We start from the raw sequence: 19,694 nt of genomic DNA, 5'->3' as shown, positions 1-19,694 counted from the left end.
AAAGATGGAAGCAACAACCGTATTCATCAACGGAGAAGTTATAACCGCAGATCAACAGGGCACCATCCAGGAAGCCCTTGCTGTCAAAGGGAAGCGGATTCTTCAAGTAGGATCGACGGCTGAAATAATGGAACGGTGCAGTTCTCACACAGAGGTCATTGATCTGAATGGAAGAAGTCTGCTGCCAGGATTTAATGATGCCCACGCCCACCTCGAGTTGTACGGAACCAATCAGCTCGGCGTCAACCTGAAGCAGGAGGATTCCATAGATTCTATCATTGAAAAACTTCATATGCGGGCAGAGAAAACACCTCAAGGAGAATGGGTCCGCGGCTGGGGGTACAATCAAAACGCCCTGCTTGAGGAACGCCATCTAACCAAATGGGATTTGGACAAAGTGTCCACGTCCCATCCAATCATTGTCGTACGGACCTGTGGTCATATTTCATGTGTGAACAGCAAAGCTCTCGAAATGGCAGGCCTCACTTCACAAACACCAAATCCACCCGGGGGAACCTATCACAGGGATGGTGACGATCTTACCGGTTTATTGTTGGAAGCCGCCCATATGGAAATGTTCCAGCTTGCCGATTATTCAGAGGCGGAAGTGATGCTTGGATTACAAATGGCCTCAAGTCACTTTTTACAAAATGGGATAACGAGCGTCCATGATGCCGGAGGATATGGCACGAAACACATCCGCTACTTACAAAAGGCTGCTCAGAAAGGAAAAATCAAACAGCGGCTTTATATCATGTATGGTTCCCTCTACGATTCTCCATCCGTAGTCAAAGCAGGTGTAGAAAGCGGGATCATGACAGGACTCGGTAACGATTGGTTTAAAATCGGTCCTGCGAAAGTTTTCATTGATGGAAGCAGCAGCGGCCCCACATGCAAAACCCGAAAGCCATATACGAGTAATCCAGATGATTCAGGTATTCTATATATGGATCAAAAAGAACTGGATCAACACCTCCTCCCTGCACACAAACAAGGGTGGCAAATTACCGCTCATGCCATGGGGGATGAAGCCGTACATATGCTGTTGACCACAATTGAGCGAGCGCTCAATCACAAAACAGGCATGAACAATCGTCACAGGCTTGAGCATGCAGGAATCACTCCCCCTGACCTTGTAGAAAGGATAAAAGCCACCCATTCCATTCCGATTCCGAACCCTGCTTTTCTTTACGAATTCGGAGACGGGTATATCAACGATTACGGGGACAGAATCCACCACTTTTTCCCGTTAAAAAGTTATCTGGAACAGAACATTCCGTTTGCCATCGGTTCCGATAGCCCCATTACATCGGTGAATCCGCTGATTGGCATCCACGCAGCCGTCAATCGAACAAGTAAAAACGGACAATCCGTCGGACCCGATCAGGCTATTACGGTCGAAGAAGCGATCCGCGCTTATACGTGGTCAGGGGCTTACGCAAGCGGCGATGAACATTTGAAAGGAACAATCGAACCAGAAAAGTACGCAGATCTCGTCATACTCGACCAATCGATCCTGCATTGTCCCTCTCATCAATTAAAGGACATCCAAGTTGAAATGACGGTCCTGAATGGAGAGATCGTGTATGAAAAACAAAAGGAGGATGCTCATTGACCAAACAAAAGTTTGTTAAAATTTACTGCCTATCCTTAACCATCCCATTTTTACTCCTGGTCTTCCCTCTATTCTCCATCGCCAACAGGGAAACGCCATTCATTATCGGGTTACCTTTTTCGGTATTCTGGGTCATTTTTTGGATCGTAGTCACATTCATCATCGTCCTATTCCTGTACAAAATCGATCCTGACAAAGACGAAAAGGAGGTCCACTAAATGGCACAATGGCAAATTGCAATGATCATGATGATTGGTTATCTTGTCGTCGCTTTATTCATCGGGGTTTTAGCTGGCCGTAACCAGGACAAAAGTTCACTGGAGGAGTTCACAACAGCAAAAGGGAATCTCGGTCTGTTCGTCATGTGGTTCCTCATGGGTGGAGCGGTCTTCAGCGCCTTCTCTTTCCTTGGCGCTCCGGGATGGGCCTTTTCCCGCGGTGCTCCAGCTTTGTACATCATCACCTATACAGCCTTCGCCATCTTACCTTGGTATATCATTGGACCGAAAATCGGAGCTATCGGCCGGAAGCACAACATCTATACGGTCGCCGGATTTTTACAGCTGCGCTACTCCAGACGTGTGATCGCCATGATCATTGGAATTGTCGCTTTACTGGCCTCTATCCAGTACTTGGCCACACAAATGAAAGGGATGGCCTATATTTTCAACATCATGACAGAAGGACGGATCCCCTTCTGGCTTGGTGCCCTGCTTTCTTACGGAATTGTTGTCGTTTACGTAGCTACTGGCGGGCTTCGGGCTGCAGCCTGGTCTGATGTGTTTCAAGGGATTCTCATGATCGTCATTTCCTGGACGGTCGGTCTGACAATCGTGAATCAGCTTCATGACAGTGTCCCGAACATGTTCCGTAATTTGACACAGGACAACCCAGGCTTTCTGCAGATCGGTGCAGAAGGTTCAACGATGTCCACGATGGCCTACACCACGACTATACTCGTATCGACCATCGGGTTTCTTATGTGGCCGCACTTGTTTTCAAAATCCTATGCTACAAAAGCACGGACGATCAAGAAAACCGTGCTCGTCTATCCTATGTTCGCCTTGTTCTTAATCCCGCTCTTGTTCGTCGGATTTTCTGCCGTCAACGTCATCCAATCCGACCAAATCGGTTCACCTGATGAAATTCTGCCATACCTGATTACCACCGTTCTCACTTTGCCGGGCTGGGTGTATGGCCTTGTCGGTGCTGGTGCCCTGGCAGCCGCCATGAGTACCGCGGATGCCATCACACACAGCGCTTCCCTTGAATTCACGGACGGATTGATCCGCAACGTGAAAAGGGACCTTTCAAAGAAAGCGACGCTTTTAATCATGAGAATCGGCGTGTTCGTAATTGGCGGGCTGGCCTATTTCATCACTGTGTTTGGTGGACAGGGGTTGATCGCCCTCCTCCTCGGAGCCTACGGATCAATCGTCCAATTCGCACCTGGGGTATATGGTGCTTTGTATTCGAAAAAAATCACCGCACCAGCTGTCATTACAGGATTAATCTCAGGAACCGTCGTCAACTACTACTTCCAGCTTGTCGCGGAGTCCACCCCTTTGGATATCAATCCAGGGATCCTCGGCTTGATTGTTAACGTAGGACTTGTCGTTCTAATCAGTGCTTTTACTCAAGGAAAAGAGATGCCAATGGCAGAGGAATATAGAAAAATAGGGTCATAAACAAAAAGGCACAGCGTTTAATAAACGCTGTGCCTTCTCAATGAAGAAATACATGCACGAGGAGTGCAGAAAGAATGATTTCCATAACCTTAATCGAAAAAGGAGGCTCCCTTTCGCACCTGAACGATGACTCTCCACATGTTGTTTATGTTTTATAACATCATTGATGGGCTTCTTCATTCCACCTTAACCCTTACCCAGTCCGTCTCTTTCGGAAAATCCTCACGAGTTAATGGTCTCCCTTCGATCCATTGCCTGTATGCTGTCATCGTACCATCATGTGTAACGACAAAAACACGGTCTTTCCCTTGCTGCTTACACCAATGAATCAGTTCAGAAGCAACGTCCACAAATTCCTTTTCAGGGATAGCATTGATCCCCTCTTCCCATCGTTCGCCAATCAAATGAAAGTCCGGGAATTCAGCAGAAACCCGATCTTTACCCAATGTCCGGTCACACGGTAAAGTTTTCCACTCCTTCTTCTGCGGAAACATGCGGGGGCCAACGGCAGGAGACACAACTCTACGGCATGAAATGTCTTCAGTCCACCGTTCAGCCGTTTGTAAAGTTCTTACCGTCGGACTGACGATGAGTAGATCTTCAGAGGATAGGGACCATGTTTCTTGTAATTTTATTACCTGTCTTTCTCCACGGGTTGTCAATACAGGGTGGAGGGTATGTAATCCATCAGGTTTTGCCGTATGTTCTCCTTCCCCATGACGCACAAATACAAGCTCCATCATTGTCCTCCTTTTATTATCCTTTCACTCCCATTTTTCTTACATAACTAAGAACCGTAAGTACAATGAAGTACAACCAAGCACACCCGATGATAAAAGCCGAAACCACAAGCTCTTCTCCCCTTCCTAGAGAGGAAGTAAACACAACGCCCCCACTTAACCCCAAACCTATGAGCGTATAATAAGGAAAGGTTTGCCACCATTTCCGCGTAGGCCATACACGATCGATGATAATAGACAAGAGAATTCCCACAAAGAGGTAAACAGGAAATATGTACAAAAATATAAGAGCTGAAACATCCCCATCACCGGGAGATAAGACGTTCACCGTGATTGATACGATGATGGATGAAAAGAAGGCGGCTATCATTCCCGTATATATTTTCATCATGCGTTCACCCTCCGTCCTGAACTTTTGAACCTAAAGTTATTTCCCGAGCAATATTCATTCATACCGTAACACAGTCTATGATTTGTTTACTAACAAAAAAAAGGATGGAGCATCCTCCACCCTTTTTGCTATTTAAGCACTCCACAACTTTTGGAACACCTGCTCCTGAATGGTCTCATGCCGTTTCACCGTCAATAAACTAAACAGGATATAAGCAAGCAGACTCAAAAGTACAGGCAGTACTACTGTATGCATACCAAGCGCTTGAGGCATAAAGCTATGAAATAAAATATAGCTTCCTACCCCTGTTAAAATAGAAGCAATGGCTCCACTGGCATTGCCTTTTTTCCAATATAACCCCATGATGACAGGCCAAATGAAAGCTGCTTCCAACCCACCGAAAGCAAATAAGTTCAACCAAATCAGTAAATCCGGCGGCTGAATTGCCATGGCAAATACGAGAATTCCAATGATTGCGGTAACTGAAATACTCAGTCGTTTCACCTTCTTCGCACTTGCCTCAGGGTTCACATAGTTCATATACACATCTTTCACTACAGCTGAACTGACAAGCAGAAGGAGTGAATCGACGGTCGACATGATTGCGGCCATCGGGGCTGCAAGTACAATGCCTGCCAGCCATGCCGGCAGCACCTCCATAGCGATTCGCGGCATCACTGTATCTCCGACTTCAATTCCAGGAAGGACAGGTCTTGCAAAGACACCTGTCAAGTGCATGCCGAGCATGATGACACCGACCACAACAGTACCGATAATCAAAGCCCTGTGCATCCCGCGTGAGCTCTTATAGCTCATGGCACGGACAGCGACTTGCGGCAGACCGACGACACCCACACCGACAAGGATCCAAAAGGACGATACATACACCGGCGTAAGGGAACGGTCCGCTCCATACGGCGAAATTAGATCCGGGTTCTCTGCAGCAAGATCGGAGATAATGTTCTCAATCCCGCCCCCTGCGATAATCGTACCGATCAAGATGATCATCGTCCCGAAAAACATGATGACCCCCTGCACAGTATCCGTAATCGCTACAGCACGGAATCCTCCGATAATGACATAAACAAGCACGGAAACAGCGAAAATGAACAAGGCTGCCGTATAGGAAAGACCTGTAAAGGATTCAATCAGGCGCGCACCTCCGACCCACTGGGCCGCCATAGCCGAGAATAAGAAAATGATGATGCTTGCCGCTGAAAGAATGACTACCCATTTACTTTGATAACGTTCCCTTAAGAAATCCACAAGTGTGACAGCACGAATCTTCCTAGCCATGATGGCAAATTTCTTTCCAAGTACCGACAGTACAAAATAGCCCGTCGCAAGCTGTGTCATGGAAAGCAAAACCCAGCCCAGTCCGACTGTGTAAGCGACTCCAGGGCCGCCGACGAAGCTGCTCGCACTTCCATAAGTGGCCACCATCGTCATCGCTAAAATGAAACCACCAAGCTGACGGCTTCCTAAAAAATATTCCTGCAGAAAATCCGTACTAGACTTTAAGTATTTCGAAGCATAAAAGCCGATGAAGAAAATGATCACTAAAAATAATAGCAGTGGTATAACAACGCCCCAGTTCATTTTTCATCCTCCTCATCCAGCGGTACTTCCTTAAATAAAAACTTGACCGCAAAAATCACGAGAAGGAAGATAAAAACCGTGACGGCGATACAACTATAAAAAAACCAAGCAGGAAAGCCGAAAATGTAGTCGTACTCCTCCACAGGCCCTGACCCGAGACCATAGGCAAAGCCATACCAAAGAATGAAGTTCACGACAACAAGCGCGACTCCGATCAACGCTTCTTTATTCGCAATTTTGTATCGCGGATCTTCCATACGCTTTTCTTGTTGATTCATAGATTATTCCCCCTTGCTCAACCGAACGTCTACTTATTTCTGTCTGTATTTGTTCTTTGCTGCATTCTTGTTTTCTTCTTTTCCAAGCTTACCGAAAAATCACTCGTCTGTCTGCACCCTTTTTTCACAAAAACGTGCTACACCATCCCTTCCAGACATAAAGTATGAATGGTCCTTTTTTGAATATTAACCCCCGATTGTTGAAGGCTCAGTTTCGAGACTTTTGTTGGGTGGGTAGGGGCTGCGGGGAATAGCTCGCTTTCCGCGGGAGCGCGGTGAGCACATTCCGCGCAGCCTTAAGGTCAGCATTGCCTAGTTTAAATAATGAATGACAATCCCTGGCCATGGATACGGGGTCAGGGAAACGACGATTTGCAGTGGTTTGAATCAGTTTGTACAAAAACACACACGTTCGTGTCTCCATTCGCTTTTCATGCGGACGTTTCCCAGACCCTGTTCCCACACCTTATTCGAGCAGTATCTATGGTTAAAACGACTTTATAAAAGCGTGGGTGAGCAGGTCTTCATTACCGAACTTGGCAGGTTACTGCTAGAGCAATTTCGAGAACCTCATAGGGTAAAGGGGCGTAGGGAAACGGTGAGACTCCTGTGGGAACTGCGTGGTAGATGAGACCCCGCAGAGCGTTAGCTCGAGGAGGCTCATCACTCGCCCACGGAAAGCGAACCTTTTCCCGGAGCCCCTAAACACTCACAAAAGCCTCGAAATCAAGTCTTAAGCAATCCTGCCACATGCTTTAATAACTAGTAAACATGACTACCTTTTGATTAGAAAAACTTTTGCTTGCGTTACCGGCTGCATCATGTAGAATGGATATATTCATAGATACAAAGGGAGTGCGCCGAATGAAAAGACACTCAGCCTTGTTCATAGTCATCCTGCTTCTCAGTTTTGCATTGCCGTTCACATACGGCGAACACCAAAGCGGCTATTTCAAAGGCGACGTCCAGGAAAGCACTCTACTTGAAACAACGTCCTCAAACGATGATCAAACAGACAAAACGTTTGTAACTCCAGCTTTGTTTGGTTTTCTGTTGATCGTACGCTTATGTACAAAAATTACATCAACATCCATGAGGGCCTTTCGCAAGTTATTCTTTCTGAACCCTGTGTTCTATCAATCCAATTATGTGATTCAATACCTTTGATGTTGCTCCAATCAGCCAACAATCAAAGGAGGGTTCACCTATGTTATGGTTCAGAATGATCATGATCGGTATGTTCTCATTGACAGCTTTGTCTCTCTTATCTTATCAGGGAACAGAGATCTATCATGCTTTCCTCGAGTTCTTTAACAAAAAATAACCTTAGACCCATACGCAGTTTCATGCGTATGGGTCTTTTTATAGAGGGAATTCCAGTTGAATATCTCTAGGTTCACGCGAAAAAATAATAGAATTGACCTCCTGAGCGAGCACACAACCCATCTTCTGATAAAACTTCTGGGTGTCGACAGAGGGATGGGCACCAATATACAGTTTCTCCGCTCCCAATGCTTTCGCAACCGCTCCCGCTTTCTGGAAAAGCAATCTCCCTATCCCAGTTCCTCTAAGGTTCCGGCTCACGTGTATGTACGATAATTCTCGGTACATGGCCTTTTCCCCAAAAGTAGTCGCTTCAATGACAGCGAACCCGTAGACTTTCTGCTCCTTCACAGCCGCTACTACGGCTCCGCCATTTTCTATCACCAACCGAAAGTGATGAATGATTGTCTGTTTGTTTTCTTCGGTCCAATCCTCTTCAAAAGAATCGCGTTCTTCATTAAATACGCCTGATTTCAACACCCATACGCGGTCCGTTTTTTGATATCGATCAAAAGCATCCAGCATGCGATTGTTAAGATCAAAATATTTCAATGGAATGATGTTCATTTCTTTCCTCCAGTCTTCACGTCAAAAAAGAGCCCCTTAATGGCGGCCCCATCGCGCTTATTTGTAAAGAAGGTTTAAGCGTTCTTCCTCTTCTTTTTTATCATGATACTCATAAAAACCTACCCCGTTGCCCCAAGGATCTTCAAAAGTCCCCCACTTGACGGGGACCTCTTCACGCGAATGGATGTCAAAAGGGGCAATGCCTAATTCTTCAATCAGAAAGTCTTTTGTCGCTTCAAGGTCTGTAACGCCAATACGGAAAGGTCCACTGTTTTCAGCTGGCGTTCCCTCCGCCAGCTGCAGCCAGAATCCAGGGATGACCTCCCACTCGACAAAACCTTCATGAGGAATGAAATCAGGCTTCTTCCCAAGTAGTTTTTCATACCATTGCTGCCCTTCTACAAGGTCGGGGACACGTATTTGATTGGTCACTTCGAATAACACGAGCGTTCCTCCTTAGTATTCAACTTTTGCAAAAGTGGTGGGAGTTCACTCAAATGAAAGATAGAATAGCGAGCCAATGATTCTTCCTCTTGTCTATCCTTTTTCCAAACGGGTGTCATCCCAATATTTTCTGCTGCTTGCACATCTTTTTCCATATGATCTCCGACATATATACATGCTTCAGGCGGTTGATTCATCCGTTCCATCGCTCGTTCAAAAATCGCTGGGTCAGGTTTTTTTACCCCTTCCAACTCTGAGATGAGGATGGTTTTGAAAAAAGGTTGAATGCCTAAGGCCTTCATGTTGTCCATTTGGAAACGACTTTTCCCATTTGTGATGAGACCCAGATGGTATTTGTTCGCTATTAATTGCAGCAAGACTTCCTGTAGTCCTTGAAAAGGAATACAATGATGTTTAAAAGAGTCCTGATAATCTTGATAGAGCTTTACCTCTATGCCTTTCCCTAAAGCCAGTTCATGTACAAGTTGTTGATAAACTTGATCCTTAGGCCGATACCCTTGCTCATCCAATTCAATGAATCTTGAGGTGAAAGCTTCTCTTGATACAGAATTGAGAGACTTCTCGAATCGAGCGAATTGATCGTTAATAAAATGCTCAACAGAAGCATCGCGGTCCAAAAGCGTCCGGTCCAAGTCAAAAATGACAGCCTTGATCATATTCGATGCCCTTCTTCTCTCGTTTTTCGATAACCGTAAAAGGAACAGTTTTCCTCTACATGAAAACCACAAGACTCATAGAATGAGAAATTCTCTTCCGATGTATGCGCAAACCAATCCCCATGCGGCAGTTTTTCCATACATAAAGAAATCAGCTTATGGGCGAGTCCCTTTCCTCGGTAAGGTTCCGAAACGACCAAGTCCATGATCGTCGCCATCATGATTTGATCAGAAACGACTCGAACCATTCCTACCATTTCTTCTTGATCCCATACGGTAAACGCCCATGTAGAGTTCTCAAAGATGAGAGAAAATTTTTCTTCCTGCCACAAAGGAACACCTTGTGACCAACCGACCTCTTCAAACAGCTGTTTTGCACGTTTGGCAGGTACTCCCTTTGTGCCTTCACGAATCGTCAATCCTCGGAAATACTGATACATCCCTTACTCCTCCGGAAACGTGCGCTGCAAGAAGGTGACAGATTGAAGGATAAGTTCTTTTAAAACCTCTTCATCAATGTCATCCACCTTGTTGATATACACACACGCTTTTCCACTCTTGTGTTTCCCAAACTTCTCAAGAAGCTCTTCACGTCCCGGATCACCCGTTGCGAAATAAAGGCTGATTTTCGCTTTGCGTGGAGAAAAGCCTACAAGTGGAGCATCCCCTTCATGGCCCGTCTTATATTTGTAATGATAAGAACCGAAGCCAATGATGGACGGTCCCCACATTTTGGCTTCATACCCTGTCGTTTCAGTGAAAATGTCCAACAACCGGTAGGCATCTTCCTGCTTTTTCGGATGGTCCACTTCTTCAATGAATGCAATCACGCTACGATCACGCTACGATCGTTCTGCTTAGTTTTTTGTTCATAAGCCATCTCTCCGACTCCTTTCCCCTGTGTTCTATACTAGTTCCACTATCCCGCCTTCATTTCCTTTTAAAACCCTAAAGAAAAAAGGAGGACCTGCAAAGGAACATCCTTTCCTTCATCGAGCCGAGGACTTCCGAATTCAGTTTTTCCTGAACCATTTTTGTCACACTCTTTTCTTCATCAGCAATAGAGATAGGGGGAGGTGACTAACCTCCATCCCTCTCACACCACCGTACGTACGGTTCCGTATACGGCGGTTCCAATCATGTCTGACGAATAAATTTGTATCTTAAGACAATACTCTTCAGCCCTAGGCGCCACCAATAGGTGGTGCCTAGGGTTTTGTGTAAGACGGGACTTCTCGCAATTCGCCAGTAAGCCTTCCGTGAGTTTCCCCATTCGTGGGCTTTCTGCGGAGAGATTCCCAGTTTGATCAGTTTCCTGATTTTCGTTTTGGGAAGTCTCCATTCTTTCCAGCGAATCATTCGAAGTCTTCGATGAAGCCATGATTCCAACTCTTTCAATACACTTAGTGTGTCAATTAGGCTATAATAATTCATCCATCCTTGTAGGAATAGATTAAGCTTCCTCACTCGATTCTCCATCGATATTCGTTCTTTTCGTGAAGTAAGACTTCGGACTCGGTTCTTAAACCGTTCGATGGAACGCTTAGCTAATCGAATCTTAGGGATTCGATTAGGAGTGAAGCTGAACCCCAGAAGTTTTCTCTTCCAAGGTCGGTCCACGGCACTCTTCTCGCGGTTTACCTTCAGTCGTAACTTCTTCTCGATGAAAGATGTGATGGACGCCATCACCCTTTCCCCTGCACGCTTAGACTTCGCGTAAATATGAAAGTCATCCGCATACCGAACGAACTTGTGACCACGCTTTTCCAGTTCTTTATCCAGCTCGTCTAATACGATGTTGGAAAGCAACGGACTGAGGGGGCCTCCTTGAGGAGTCCCTTCCGTATTTGGGCTTACAAGACCCTGTTCCATAATACCTGCTTGAAGGTATTGTCGGATAAGGTAGAGAACGTTCTTATCCTGGATACGGTTGGATAGGGTTGCCATAAGTCGGTCATGGTTGACTTTATCGAAGAACTTCTCCAAGTCCATGTCCACGACCCAGCGGTATCCTTCTTGGATGTACTCTTTTGCCTGACGGACAGCTTGGTGGGCATCTCGATTTGGACGGAACCCGTAGCTGTATTCCGAAAAGGTCGGGTCATACATCTCGGATAGTTGTTGGGCGATTGCCTGTTGAATAAATCGGTCTGTCACCGTGGGGATGCCCAGCTTCCTCTTTCCGCCGTCTGGTTTCGGGATTTCGACTCGACGTACCGGTTGAGGTTGGTAGGTTCCCGACCGCAGGCTTTCCACTAATGATGTCCACTCTTCTTTTAAATGCGGACGTAGGGATTTTACGGGCATTTGATCGACACCGTGGCTTCCTTTATTCTTTTCTACACGCTTGAGCGCTTGAAGTAAATTCGGTCGTGACAGTACACGATTTATCATAAGATACATTCCTCCGTGAATGACGTTTCCCCTTGTGCCATCCTCGCCTCTCCACCCTGTCTCAGGTCCCCCACGGACTTCACCATTTCCTCCCTGAGAAGGTGTTTCGTTTTCTGCTTCAACGAGGGGATGAACGCCTGGACGTCATTCTCCATAATTGATTCAGTCCTTCTTTGGCATCTTAAGCTACCAAATACTACGACTTCGGCTGACTTCTGCCGGTTCAGCTCCTCATCACTGAGAAGGTTACGAAGAGTCCTTCGCTTTCCCGACAGACCTCCCCGGGTAAGAGCATAAACTTCCCTTCCATATCCCCGCCTCATTTACTGCCTACCCCTTTGGTCGTTGGGACTTTATCTTGTTATGCAGACTCATCCCAGATAGACAGCCTTGTATGAGATTTGTGTTCCTCGGGGCAGAAGTTTGCCTCCGGCTTCCTTCAGGTTCCAGGTCGCCCTGGACACCCTTGCCTTTAGCTAACGGCTACAACGACCTTCGCCGTTCGGGACTTGAACCCTAGAGTTTATGCCCATGCCGGGCACACACAAAAAATAAACCTCCCTAATGGGGAGGTTTATCATGATCCTTTAAGTTCTTCGTATATTTCTGTGACCCAAAAGTGCCGCGGGAAAATGAATAGTGTCCAATAATCCTGCCAGTCCGACTTTTCGACCTCTGTCTTTTCCACAGGAGGTTTCGCTTCTTTCTCCACCTTTTCCATCTGTGCTGAAAATATCTCTTTTCCATCTGAATTGGTTACAGAAAGCGTCCCTGCCCCGTCCATTTCCGCGTTAACAGGATCTCCTTTTAGGTGAGTGTAGGAAATCTCCTCAGGGAGTTGATAGTCTTCTTTTACACCTGGAAATTCTTCGTTGGGTTTTAATACCGATGTTTCATAAAATTCAAATCCATAGTCCAGCAGTTTCTTCGTATCTTCATAAGACAAATCTTTCGTGCGGCTTTTCATTGTAATTACAATCAAATCCATATTCTCCCGGCTCGCACTCGTTGCCAACGTGAAACCAGACTGAGGGACATATCCTGTCTTCCCACCAGTCACACCTTCATACGGGTCTTCTCTCATTAAACGGTGATGAGTGTATAGCGTAGCATCCCACTTCTCCCCATCCCAATCCAGGGTCTCTAACCCATAAATCTCTTTGAACGTCTCATTTTCTTGTGCATACTTCGTAATTTCAGCCAAGTCTTTCGCTGTCGTCCGATGCTCCGAGTCGAACAAACCATGAGGATTCTTGAAATCCGTCTGCTCCACACCGGCTTTTTCTTCAAGGTAAGCATTCAAGTCTTTAGAGAACTGCTCGACACTCCCACTTAAATGCTCGGCAATCGCAACACCAGCATCATTCCCGGAGTTTAAGAGCAGCCCTTGGACGAGCTCTTTTAAGGTTGCCTGGTCTCCCTCTTCAAGAAAAACACTGGAACCTCCTGTTTCATAAGCCCTTTCACTAACCGTTACAGTCTCATTAAGGTCTCCGTTTTCTATGGCATAGATCGCTGTTGCAATCTTCGTCAAACTGGCCGGGTACATGCTCGTCTCAGCATTCTTCTCATATAAAACTTTTCCTGTATTCGCCTCAAGAACGATGGCCGCTTCACTATTGATCAACGGAGAATCCGGTTTGGAAATGGACATCACTATGTTTGGGTTTATATAAAACGTGGTATATAGGACTATAATGATTATCATAAGTTTCTTCATTTAGATGACGACTCCCTGTACACAGTTATTGATCTTATACATTCGCTCTTTTTAACCATGTATCAGTATATACATAATTGTCGCAATTTGAAGAAAACCCACGAATTCTTAAATAAATTGTAATACCCTTGTAAACTACTTGGATATTTTCTGAAAATTTTCCAACTGCTGTTTCTTTAATAATATGGAAGAAGTCAAGGTCCTACGGGAAAAGGGTTGCTTTCCGAACCACCATAACCACCATAAAAAAGTTCCTAAACAGCTCCTTAGGAGTAGGCAGCTTTTACAGTAAAAGGAGGGCCTCTACATTAAGAGACCCTCTTTTTTCTTGTGTTTTTATCCTATGTGATTGTCACTTTCAAGACAACTTCGCCCCACATGACTTCTCCTGTTCTTTCAAAACCAAGAGATTCATAAAGCCCGATGGCACCTTCATTCTCGGGTTCTGCACTTGTGTAGAAGTCTACAGGACCATACGTTTCCTTAATAAGAGCAAGCAAAGCGGTCATCGATGCTTTTCCGTACCCTTTTCCTTGATGATTTTGATCGATCATAAAACGACTTACTTCCAAACGTTTTGTTTCAGGATCACGGTCGTACATAAGAAAACCAATCATCATGTCGCCATCATAAATACAAGTAGGAAAAAACTCCTTTTCAAAAGAAGCTTCAATGATCGAATACCAATTCTCAGCAACAAAGCCTTTTTGGCTTTCATCGACCTTCAGGCTGACACATGTTTCCCAATTTTCTTTTGTTACCGGCTTGAATAATAGATTCATTTCCAGCACCTCCGCTTTCTATTATATAGAGGGATAAGGAAGATAAACAGAATAGTGGGATGAAGCTTTCTAATATTGATCAGTTTTAAATGGCGGAGACCGGGAATATTCTTCATAACATAAAAAAAGGGGTTTTTATTCAAATGTCACTCTATATCGAAGTGGATCATGACCGCCATATTGACTTATTCGTGCAAGATATCGGAGAAGGACAGCCGATCGTATTCCTTCATGGCTGGCCCCTGAACCATCAAATGTTCGAATATCAAATGAACACATTACCCCGAAAAGGCTACCGCTTCATCGGCATCGACCTGCGGGGATTCGGAAAATCAGACAAACCGGCTTTCGGCTATGATTACGATACACTTGCTCATGATGTGAAAACCGTTGTGGAATACCTTCAACTGGAAAACTTCTATTTAACCGGTTTTTCCATGGGCGGGCCGATTGCGATCCGCTATGCTACGAAATTTGCAAACAAAGAATTGGCGCAGTTGATTCTGGCGGGACCGGCCGCTCCAAGTTTCACTCAAAGAGAAGGCTACAACCACGGCATGAAGAAAGAAGAAGTCGATGGTCTGATCGAAGCGCTCCAAAGCGACCGCCCAGCTGCATTGAAAGATTTCGGCGAAGGATTCTACCATTCTGATATCTCGGAACCTTTCGGAGAATGGTTCCACAGCCTCGGCCTTAAAGCATCGTCTCACGCCACCATTGCTTGCGCAGAGTCACTAAGAGATGAAGATTTACGGGAGGAAGTCAGTCAGATTGAAGTACCTACCCTCCTCCTTCATGGAAAACACGATGAAATCTGTGATTACGCATTTTCCGAGATTTTGAATGAAAAAATTCCGAACAGCACACTCGTTCCTTTTGAAAACAGCGGCCACGGAATGGTTTATGATGAAAAAGAAAAATTTAACCAAACGCTGCTTGATTTATTGAAATAATAGAAAAGGAGAACCGGCTACATGTGCCGGCTCTCCTTTTCTTTTTCCCTGAATGAATATCCAAAGATGGTAATAATAGTTCCAAAGTCGCTAATAAATACCCCAAAGGTGCTGAAATTTTCCCAGAAGAATATTGAGGGCACACCTATAAAAGCATCGAACCCGCTGATTAATGATTAAAAGCCACTGATAAATGCATCAAAGTCACCGTTAAATATTCAAAAGCTACCGATAAAAGTCCCAAACCGACTGATAATTCCTCATAAGGCAGGTACAACTTAAATTCTAATGCTAACTTTTACACCCTTAAAATGATACAGCTATATTCCTCTATAACTATCACACCCAACAAAAAAAGCCAGGAAGAGCTCAAACACTCTTCCTGGCTGTCACCTTAAGCGATGACCACTTTCTTCGGATTGGCTAGCTTCTGGATCAGCGGCAATCGGGATAGATCCATGTTTCCTCCACTCAAGACAACACCGCATTGCTGCTGTTCAAACGTGTCACACGTGCTGAGGAGACCGGCAAGCGCAGTGGCTCCCGCTCCTTCAACCAGTGTTTTTTCACGTTCAAGCAGCATCAGCATGGCTTTTGCGATTTCATGTTCTTCCACCGTAATCACTTGATCCACGTATTTTTGGATACACGTGTAGGTGAGTCTTCCTCTTTCCTTCACGGCGATTCCGTCAGCAATCGTCGAGACAGATGTCAGTTTTTCAGGTCCTTTTTTGTACAAAGCATTGTACATGGAAGGGGCTTTCGCTGATTGGACACCGATGACTTTAATGTCCGGCTTCAGCTGTTTGGCTGCGAACGCAATACCAGCGATCAGCCCGCCACCGCCGATCGGTACGAACAGACGGTTCAAATCCGGCTGTTGCTGCAGCATTTCAACGGCGACTGTCGCTTGTCCCGCCATCACATCATAGTCGTCAAACGGATGAAGAAAAGTAGCACCTGTTCTTTCCTGTTCAAGCAAAGCGGCCTGGTAAGCTTCCTGGAAGGACTCGCCGGTAAGAACGACTTTCGCTCCGTACCCTTGTGTCGCTTCCACTTTCGCTCTCGGTGTTCCTTCCGGCATGAAAATTTGTGCCTGAATGCCACGCTTCGCTGCAGCAAGAGCGACGCCCTGGGCATGGTTCCCGGCAGATGCTGCGATTACACCGCGGGACGCTTCTACTTCCGTCAGGCATGCCACCTTATAGGAGGCTCCCCGCACTTTGAAAGCACCTGTTTTCTGCTGATTCTCCATCTTCAAATAGACGTGCTGTCCGGTTTTTTCATTGAAGGTTGTTGATGTTTGCAGCGGGGTGCGGTGCACCACCTCCTGCAACTGTTCCTGTGCATCCATGACTTTAGCTAGCGTTAAGAAATCCCCAACGTCTTCACTCCTTTGTTTTGTTTTTCGTACTGGTCGATTTTGTCTTCATACGTCAAAGTGACGGCAATTTCGTCCCAGCCATTCAAAAGCATTTCTTTATGGTAGGACTGGATGTCGAAGGACACTTCTAAGTCCCCGTCATCAATGATCTGCTTTTCCAAATCGACCTTCACTTCATACTTTTCTTTCGTAGCCTTTTCCATCAGCTGATCCACAACCGGCTTCGGTAACTGAATCGGAAGGATTCCGTTTTTGAAGCAGTTGTTGTAAAAAATGTCGGCGAAACTCGGGGCAATAACCACTTTAAAGCCATAGTCCTGAATCGCCCATGGTGCGTGTTCCCTGGAGGAACCGCACCCGAAGTTTTCACCGCCGACAAGAACAGAAGCACCATCATACTTCGGGTCATTCAAAGAGAAATCTTCCCGTAGTGTTCCATCCTCGTTGAATCGCCAGTTGTAGAAGAGAAACTGGCCGAACCCCTGTCGTTCAATCCTTTTCAAAAATTGCTTCGGAATGATCTGGTCGGTATCGACATTCGATCGATCCAATGGGTAGACCAGACCACTGTGTTGTTTGATCGGTTCCATCTCTTCACCCTCCTACTGTACTGGCGTATTTTCTGACATCGACAAAATGACCTTCCAATGCAGCCGCTGCTGCCATTTCCGGACTGACGAGATGGGTACGGGCACCATTTCCCTGACGCCCCTCGAAGTTCCGGTTGGAAGTGGAAGCACAGCGTTCCCCAGGTGGGACGATGTCATCGTTCATCGCAAGACACATGCTGCAGCCGGCATCGCGCCATTCAAATCCTGCGGTCAAGAATATCGTATCCAGCCCTTCCGCTTCTGCTGCATCTTTCACAGATTTAGAACCAGGGACGACAAGAGCTCTTACTCCTTCATGAACACGGCCGCCACGAACGATTTCTGCCGCTTTACGCAAATCGCTCAGCCTGGAGTTTGTGCAGGAACCGATAAACACATGCTCGACAGGGATCGATTCAATACTCTGGTTCGCCTCAAGACCCATATACTCAATCGCTCGTTCAATACCGTCACGATCATCTTCCACCGATTCTGGATCGGGTACACGACCGCCGACAGGAACACATTGAGAAGGGTTCGTTCCCCATGTGACCTGCGGTTCAATTTCATCCGCATGAATCGTAAGCGTCTGGTCATATTCTGCTCCTTCGTCGGAAGCTAAAGCGAGCCACTGTTCAGCCGCTTCATCAAAAGCTTCTCCTTCCGGTACATAGCGCTTGCCCCGCATGTAGTCGATCGTCGTTGCATCAGGACTGATCAACCCGGCTCTTGCTCCTGCTTCAATGGACATGTTGCATACCGTCATCCGTTCCTCCATCGAAAGATTACGGACAGCTTCCCCGGTGTACTCGATCACATGACCTGTACCGAAGCGGACCCCGTATTTACCAATGATCGCGAGGATTAAGTCCTTCGCTGTGACGCCTGTTCCAAGCACCCCATCGACGTTGACTTGAAGAGTTTTCGGAGGTGCCTGCCATAAGGATTGGGTGGCAAGCACGTGCTCCACTTCACTCGTTCCGATTCCAAATGCCAATGCTCCAAAAGCGCCGTGTGTAGAGGTATGGCTATCCCCGCAAACGATCGTTTTACCCGGCTGTGTCAGACCAAGTTCCGGTCCGATGACGTGAACGATCCCTTGATCCGGGTGGTTGATGTCCGCGAGGCGGACGCCGAACTCTTCACAGTTTGCCTTCAAAGTTTCCATCTGCTTTTTGGAAACTTCATCTTTAATGACGTTACGATGGATCGTCGGGACGTTATGGTCCATCGTCGCATACGTACGATCCGGTCTTCTCACTTTCCTTCCGGCCATTCGCAATCCTTCAAACGCCTGGGGAGAGGTCACCTCATGAATCAGATGCAGGTCGATGTAGAGGAGGTTCGGCTTCCCTTCTTCTTCATGGACGACATGCTGATCCCAAATTTTTTCTACAATGGTTTTTGGATGACTCATTCCGTTCCGCTCCCTTCGTGTTTATACGTAACAACGCATGATATTTTCTGTGGTATCACTTGTGCTGATCTGATCGACCACTCTTCTTGCCATTTCACTTCCACTGACGACTGTACCGCCGATAAGGTCGATGTCTGCCGTGTGGTAGCCTTCATCCAACACTTCCTGTACAGCCGCTTCGACTTGCTCTGCTTCCTCTTCCATACCGAACGAATGCTTCAGCATCATCGCCACAGAAAGAATACTAGCCAGTGGATTCGCTTTATTCTCTCCAGCGATATCAGGGGCAGAACCGTGAACCGGCTCATAAAGTCCAACGCCTGTTTCGTTCAAACTGGCGGATGGCAGCATCCCGAGCGATCCTGTCAATACAGAAGCTTCATCACTCAGGATGTCCCCGAACATATTTTCTGTCACGATGACATCAAAGTAAGCCGGATTCGTCACAAGCTTCATCGCAGCAGCATCCACAAGCATATGTTCAACCTTTACATCTGGATACTGCGCTTTTTTCTCTTCCACGACTTCACGCCACATGCGGCTCGACTCGAGAACATTGGCTTTATCAACAGAAGTAAGGTGCTTTCTCCTCACTTGCGCACTTTGGAAAGCCTGCTCTACGATTCTTTCAATCTCACGACGTTCGTATGCCAGCGTATCGACGACAGCTTTCCCGTTGTTGCGTCGTTCTCTCGGTTCTCCAAAGTACAACCCGCCAGTCAACTCACGGACGATCAATAGATCGCTTGCCGCGACGACCTCGTGTTTCAAAGGTGATGCATGGAGCAACTGTTGAAACGCTTTGACAGGACGAAGATTCGCAAACAAGCCGAGTTGTTTGCGGATCCCAAGCAGCCCTTTTTCCGGCCTCATATGACCGGGAAGCTGATCCCATTTCGGTCCACCGACCGCTCCAAGAAAAATGGCATCTGCTTTTCTCGCTGCTTCGACCGTATCCTCCGGGAGAGGCGTTTCGTGATTGTCGATCGCCACTCCCCCGATGTCATGACTCTCGAAAGTGAAGGTATGTTGAAATCGATCTGCGACCGACTGCAGTACGTTTTTTGCTGCTTTTGTCACTTCTGGACCGATCCCGTCTCCTGGCAAAAGTACGATATGTTTTTCCATGTGC

Annotated in this window: 21 protein-coding genes; 5 read left to right on the top strand and 16 right to left on the bottom strand. The window is 46.4% G+C overall.

The window, feature by feature from the left end:
• Positions 1–4 precede the first annotated feature (4 nt).
• From ACJA3J_RS07115 to ACJA3J_RS07105, 3 genes are read left to right on the top strand one after another with little or no spacing between them, the layout of a single operon-like run.
• Positions 5–1,615 (top strand): amidohydrolase, encoded by a 1,611-nt coding sequence (locus ACJA3J_RS07115; protein ID WP_406945856.1) that lies wholly within the window; start codon positions 5–7, stop codon positions 1,613–1,615.
• On the top strand, positions 1,612–1,833 hold the full coding sequence (locus tag ACJA3J_RS07110) for a DUF3311 domain-containing protein (RefSeq protein WP_115893975.1): 222 nt from the start codon (positions 1,612–1,614) through the stop codon (positions 1,831–1,833). The genes ACJA3J_RS07115 and ACJA3J_RS07110 overlap by 4 nt, the downstream gene beginning before the upstream one ends.
• Positions 1,834–3,303, top strand: coding sequence for a sodium:solute symporter (locus ACJA3J_RS07105; RefSeq protein ID WP_406945855.1), 1,470 nt, complete (start codon positions 1,834–1,836; stop codon positions 3,301–3,303).
• Between the two features lie 176 nt (positions 3,304–3,479).
• Here the strand turns inward: ACJA3J_RS07105 and ACJA3J_RS07100 are convergent, their stop codons facing one another.
• The 4 genes from ACJA3J_RS07100 to ACJA3J_RS07085 all read right to left on the bottom strand — a co-directional run bounded on the left by ACJA3J_RS07100 (position 3,480) and on the right by ACJA3J_RS07085 (position 6,290).
• On the bottom strand, positions 3,480–4,043 hold the full coding sequence (locus ACJA3J_RS07100; RefSeq protein ID WP_406945854.1) for a histidine phosphatase family protein: 564 nt from the start codon (positions 4,041–4,043) through the stop codon (positions 3,480–3,482).
• A gap of 16 nt (positions 4,044–4,059) precedes the next feature.
• Positions 4,060–4,434: a hypothetical protein gene (locus tag ACJA3J_RS07095; RefSeq protein ID WP_406945853.1), complete on the bottom strand. Its 375-nt coding sequence runs from the start codon at positions 4,432–4,434 to the stop codon at positions 4,060–4,062.
• 132 nt (positions 4,435–4,566) lie between these two features.
• Complete coding sequence (gene panF / locus ACJA3J_RS07090) at positions 4,567–6,033, bottom strand: sodium/pantothenate symporter (protein ID WP_406945852.1); 1,467 nt, start codon at positions 6,031–6,033, stop codon at positions 4,567–4,569.
• Positions 6,030–6,290 (bottom strand): YhdT family protein, encoded by a 261-nt coding sequence (locus ACJA3J_RS07085; RefSeq protein WP_089651121.1) that lies wholly within the window; start codon positions 6,288–6,290, stop codon positions 6,030–6,032. Before ACJA3J_RS07085 ends, panF begins: the two co-directional genes overlap by 4 nt.
• Positions 6,291–7,175: 885 nt before the next feature.
• On the opposite strand from ACJA3J_RS07085, the gene ACJA3J_RS07080 reads away from it, so the two are divergent.
• Positions 7,176–7,478 (top strand): hypothetical protein, encoded by a 303-nt coding sequence (locus ACJA3J_RS07080; RefSeq protein ID WP_406945851.1) that lies wholly within the window; start codon positions 7,176–7,178, stop codon positions 7,476–7,478.
• 195 nt (positions 7,479–7,673) lie between these two features.
• Here the strand turns inward: ACJA3J_RS07080 and ACJA3J_RS07075 are convergent, their stop codons facing one another.
• The 8 genes from ACJA3J_RS07075 to ACJA3J_RS07040 form a co-directional block, all read right to left on the bottom strand.
• Positions 7,674–8,201 carry a GNAT family N-acetyltransferase gene (locus ACJA3J_RS07075; protein ID WP_406945850.1) on the bottom strand — a complete coding sequence of 176 codons (528 nt, stop codon included), beginning with the start codon at positions 8,199–8,201 and terminating at the stop codon, positions 7,674–7,676.
• A gap of 57 nt (positions 8,202–8,258) precedes the next feature.
• Positions 8,259–8,645, bottom strand: a complete 387-nt coding sequence (locus ACJA3J_RS07070; protein WP_115821881.1) for a VOC family protein — start codon at positions 8,643–8,645, stop codon at positions 8,259–8,261.
• Positions 8,630–9,322 (bottom strand): HAD family hydrolase, encoded by a 693-nt coding sequence (locus ACJA3J_RS07065; protein ID WP_406945849.1) that lies wholly within the window; start codon positions 9,320–9,322, stop codon positions 8,630–8,632. The genes ACJA3J_RS07070 and ACJA3J_RS07065 overlap by 16 nt, the downstream gene beginning before the upstream one ends.
• Positions 9,319–9,762, bottom strand: coding sequence for a GNAT family N-acetyltransferase (locus tag ACJA3J_RS07060; RefSeq protein WP_406945848.1), 444 nt, complete (start codon positions 9,760–9,762; stop codon positions 9,319–9,321). The genes ACJA3J_RS07065 and ACJA3J_RS07060 overlap by 4 nt, the downstream gene beginning before the upstream one ends.
• A 3-nt stretch (positions 9,763–9,765) precedes the next feature.
• Complete coding sequence (locus ACJA3J_RS07055; RefSeq protein ID WP_406945847.1) at positions 9,766–10,152, bottom strand: DUF1801 domain-containing protein; 387 nt, start codon at positions 10,150–10,152, stop codon at positions 9,766–9,768.
• A gap of 307 nt (positions 10,153–10,459) precedes the next feature.
• Complete coding sequence (gene ltrA / locus ACJA3J_RS07050) at positions 10,460–11,716, bottom strand: group II intron reverse transcriptase/maturase (protein WP_406945846.1); 1,257 nt, start codon at positions 11,714–11,716, stop codon at positions 10,460–10,462.
• Between the two features lie 577 nt (positions 11,717–12,293).
• On the bottom strand, positions 12,294–13,436 hold the full coding sequence (locus ACJA3J_RS07045; RefSeq protein WP_406945845.1) for a D-alanyl-D-alanine carboxypeptidase family protein: 1,143 nt from the start codon (positions 13,434–13,436) through the stop codon (positions 12,294–12,296).
• A 341-nt stretch (positions 13,437–13,777) separates the two neighbouring features.
• Complete coding sequence (locus ACJA3J_RS07040) at positions 13,778–14,218, bottom strand: N-acetyltransferase (protein ID WP_115821876.1); 441 nt, start codon at positions 14,216–14,218, stop codon at positions 13,778–13,780.
• A gap of 143 nt (positions 14,219–14,361) precedes the next feature.
• Between ACJA3J_RS07040 and ACJA3J_RS07035 the strand changes: the two genes are divergently transcribed.
• Positions 14,362–15,171 carry an alpha/beta fold hydrolase gene (locus ACJA3J_RS07035; protein WP_406945844.1) on the top strand — a complete coding sequence of 270 codons (810 nt, stop codon included), beginning with the start codon at positions 14,362–14,364 and terminating at the stop codon, positions 15,169–15,171.
• A 394-nt stretch (positions 15,172–15,565) separates the two neighbouring features.
• Here the strand turns inward: ACJA3J_RS07035 and ilvA are convergent, their stop codons facing one another.
• The 4 genes from ilvA to leuB are packed head-to-tail and all read right to left on the bottom strand — an operon-like array spanning position 15,566 to position 19,690.
• Positions 15,566–16,495 carry a threonine ammonia-lyase gene (gene ilvA / locus ACJA3J_RS07030; protein ID WP_370551086.1) on the bottom strand — a complete coding sequence of 310 codons (930 nt, stop codon included), beginning with the start codon at positions 16,493–16,495 and terminating at the stop codon, positions 15,566–15,568.
• Between the two features lie 44 nt (positions 16,496–16,539).
• Positions 16,540–17,145, bottom strand: coding sequence for a 3-isopropylmalate dehydratase small subunit (gene leuD, locus ACJA3J_RS07025; RefSeq protein ID WP_089654008.1), 606 nt, complete (start codon positions 17,143–17,145; stop codon positions 16,540–16,542).
• 4 nt (positions 17,146–17,149) lie between these two features.
• Complete coding sequence (leuC, locus tag ACJA3J_RS07020; protein WP_089654007.1) at positions 17,150–18,562, bottom strand: 3-isopropylmalate dehydratase large subunit; 1,413 nt, start codon at positions 18,560–18,562, stop codon at positions 17,150–17,152.
• A gap of 21 nt (positions 18,563–18,583) precedes the next feature.
• Complete coding sequence (gene leuB, locus ACJA3J_RS07015) at positions 18,584–19,690, bottom strand: 3-isopropylmalate dehydrogenase (RefSeq protein WP_406945843.1); 1,107 nt, start codon at positions 19,688–19,690, stop codon at positions 18,584–18,586.
• Between the last annotated feature and the right edge of the window lie 4 nt (positions 19,691–19,694).

Source organism: Halobacillus sp. SY10 (assembly GCF_045401165.1).
In the GTDB taxonomy this organism is placed as follows: Bacteria; Bacillota; Bacilli; order Bacillales; family Halobacillaceae; genus Halobacillus; species Halobacillus aidingensis.
This window is presented reverse-complemented; position numbering and strand designations above follow the sequence as displayed.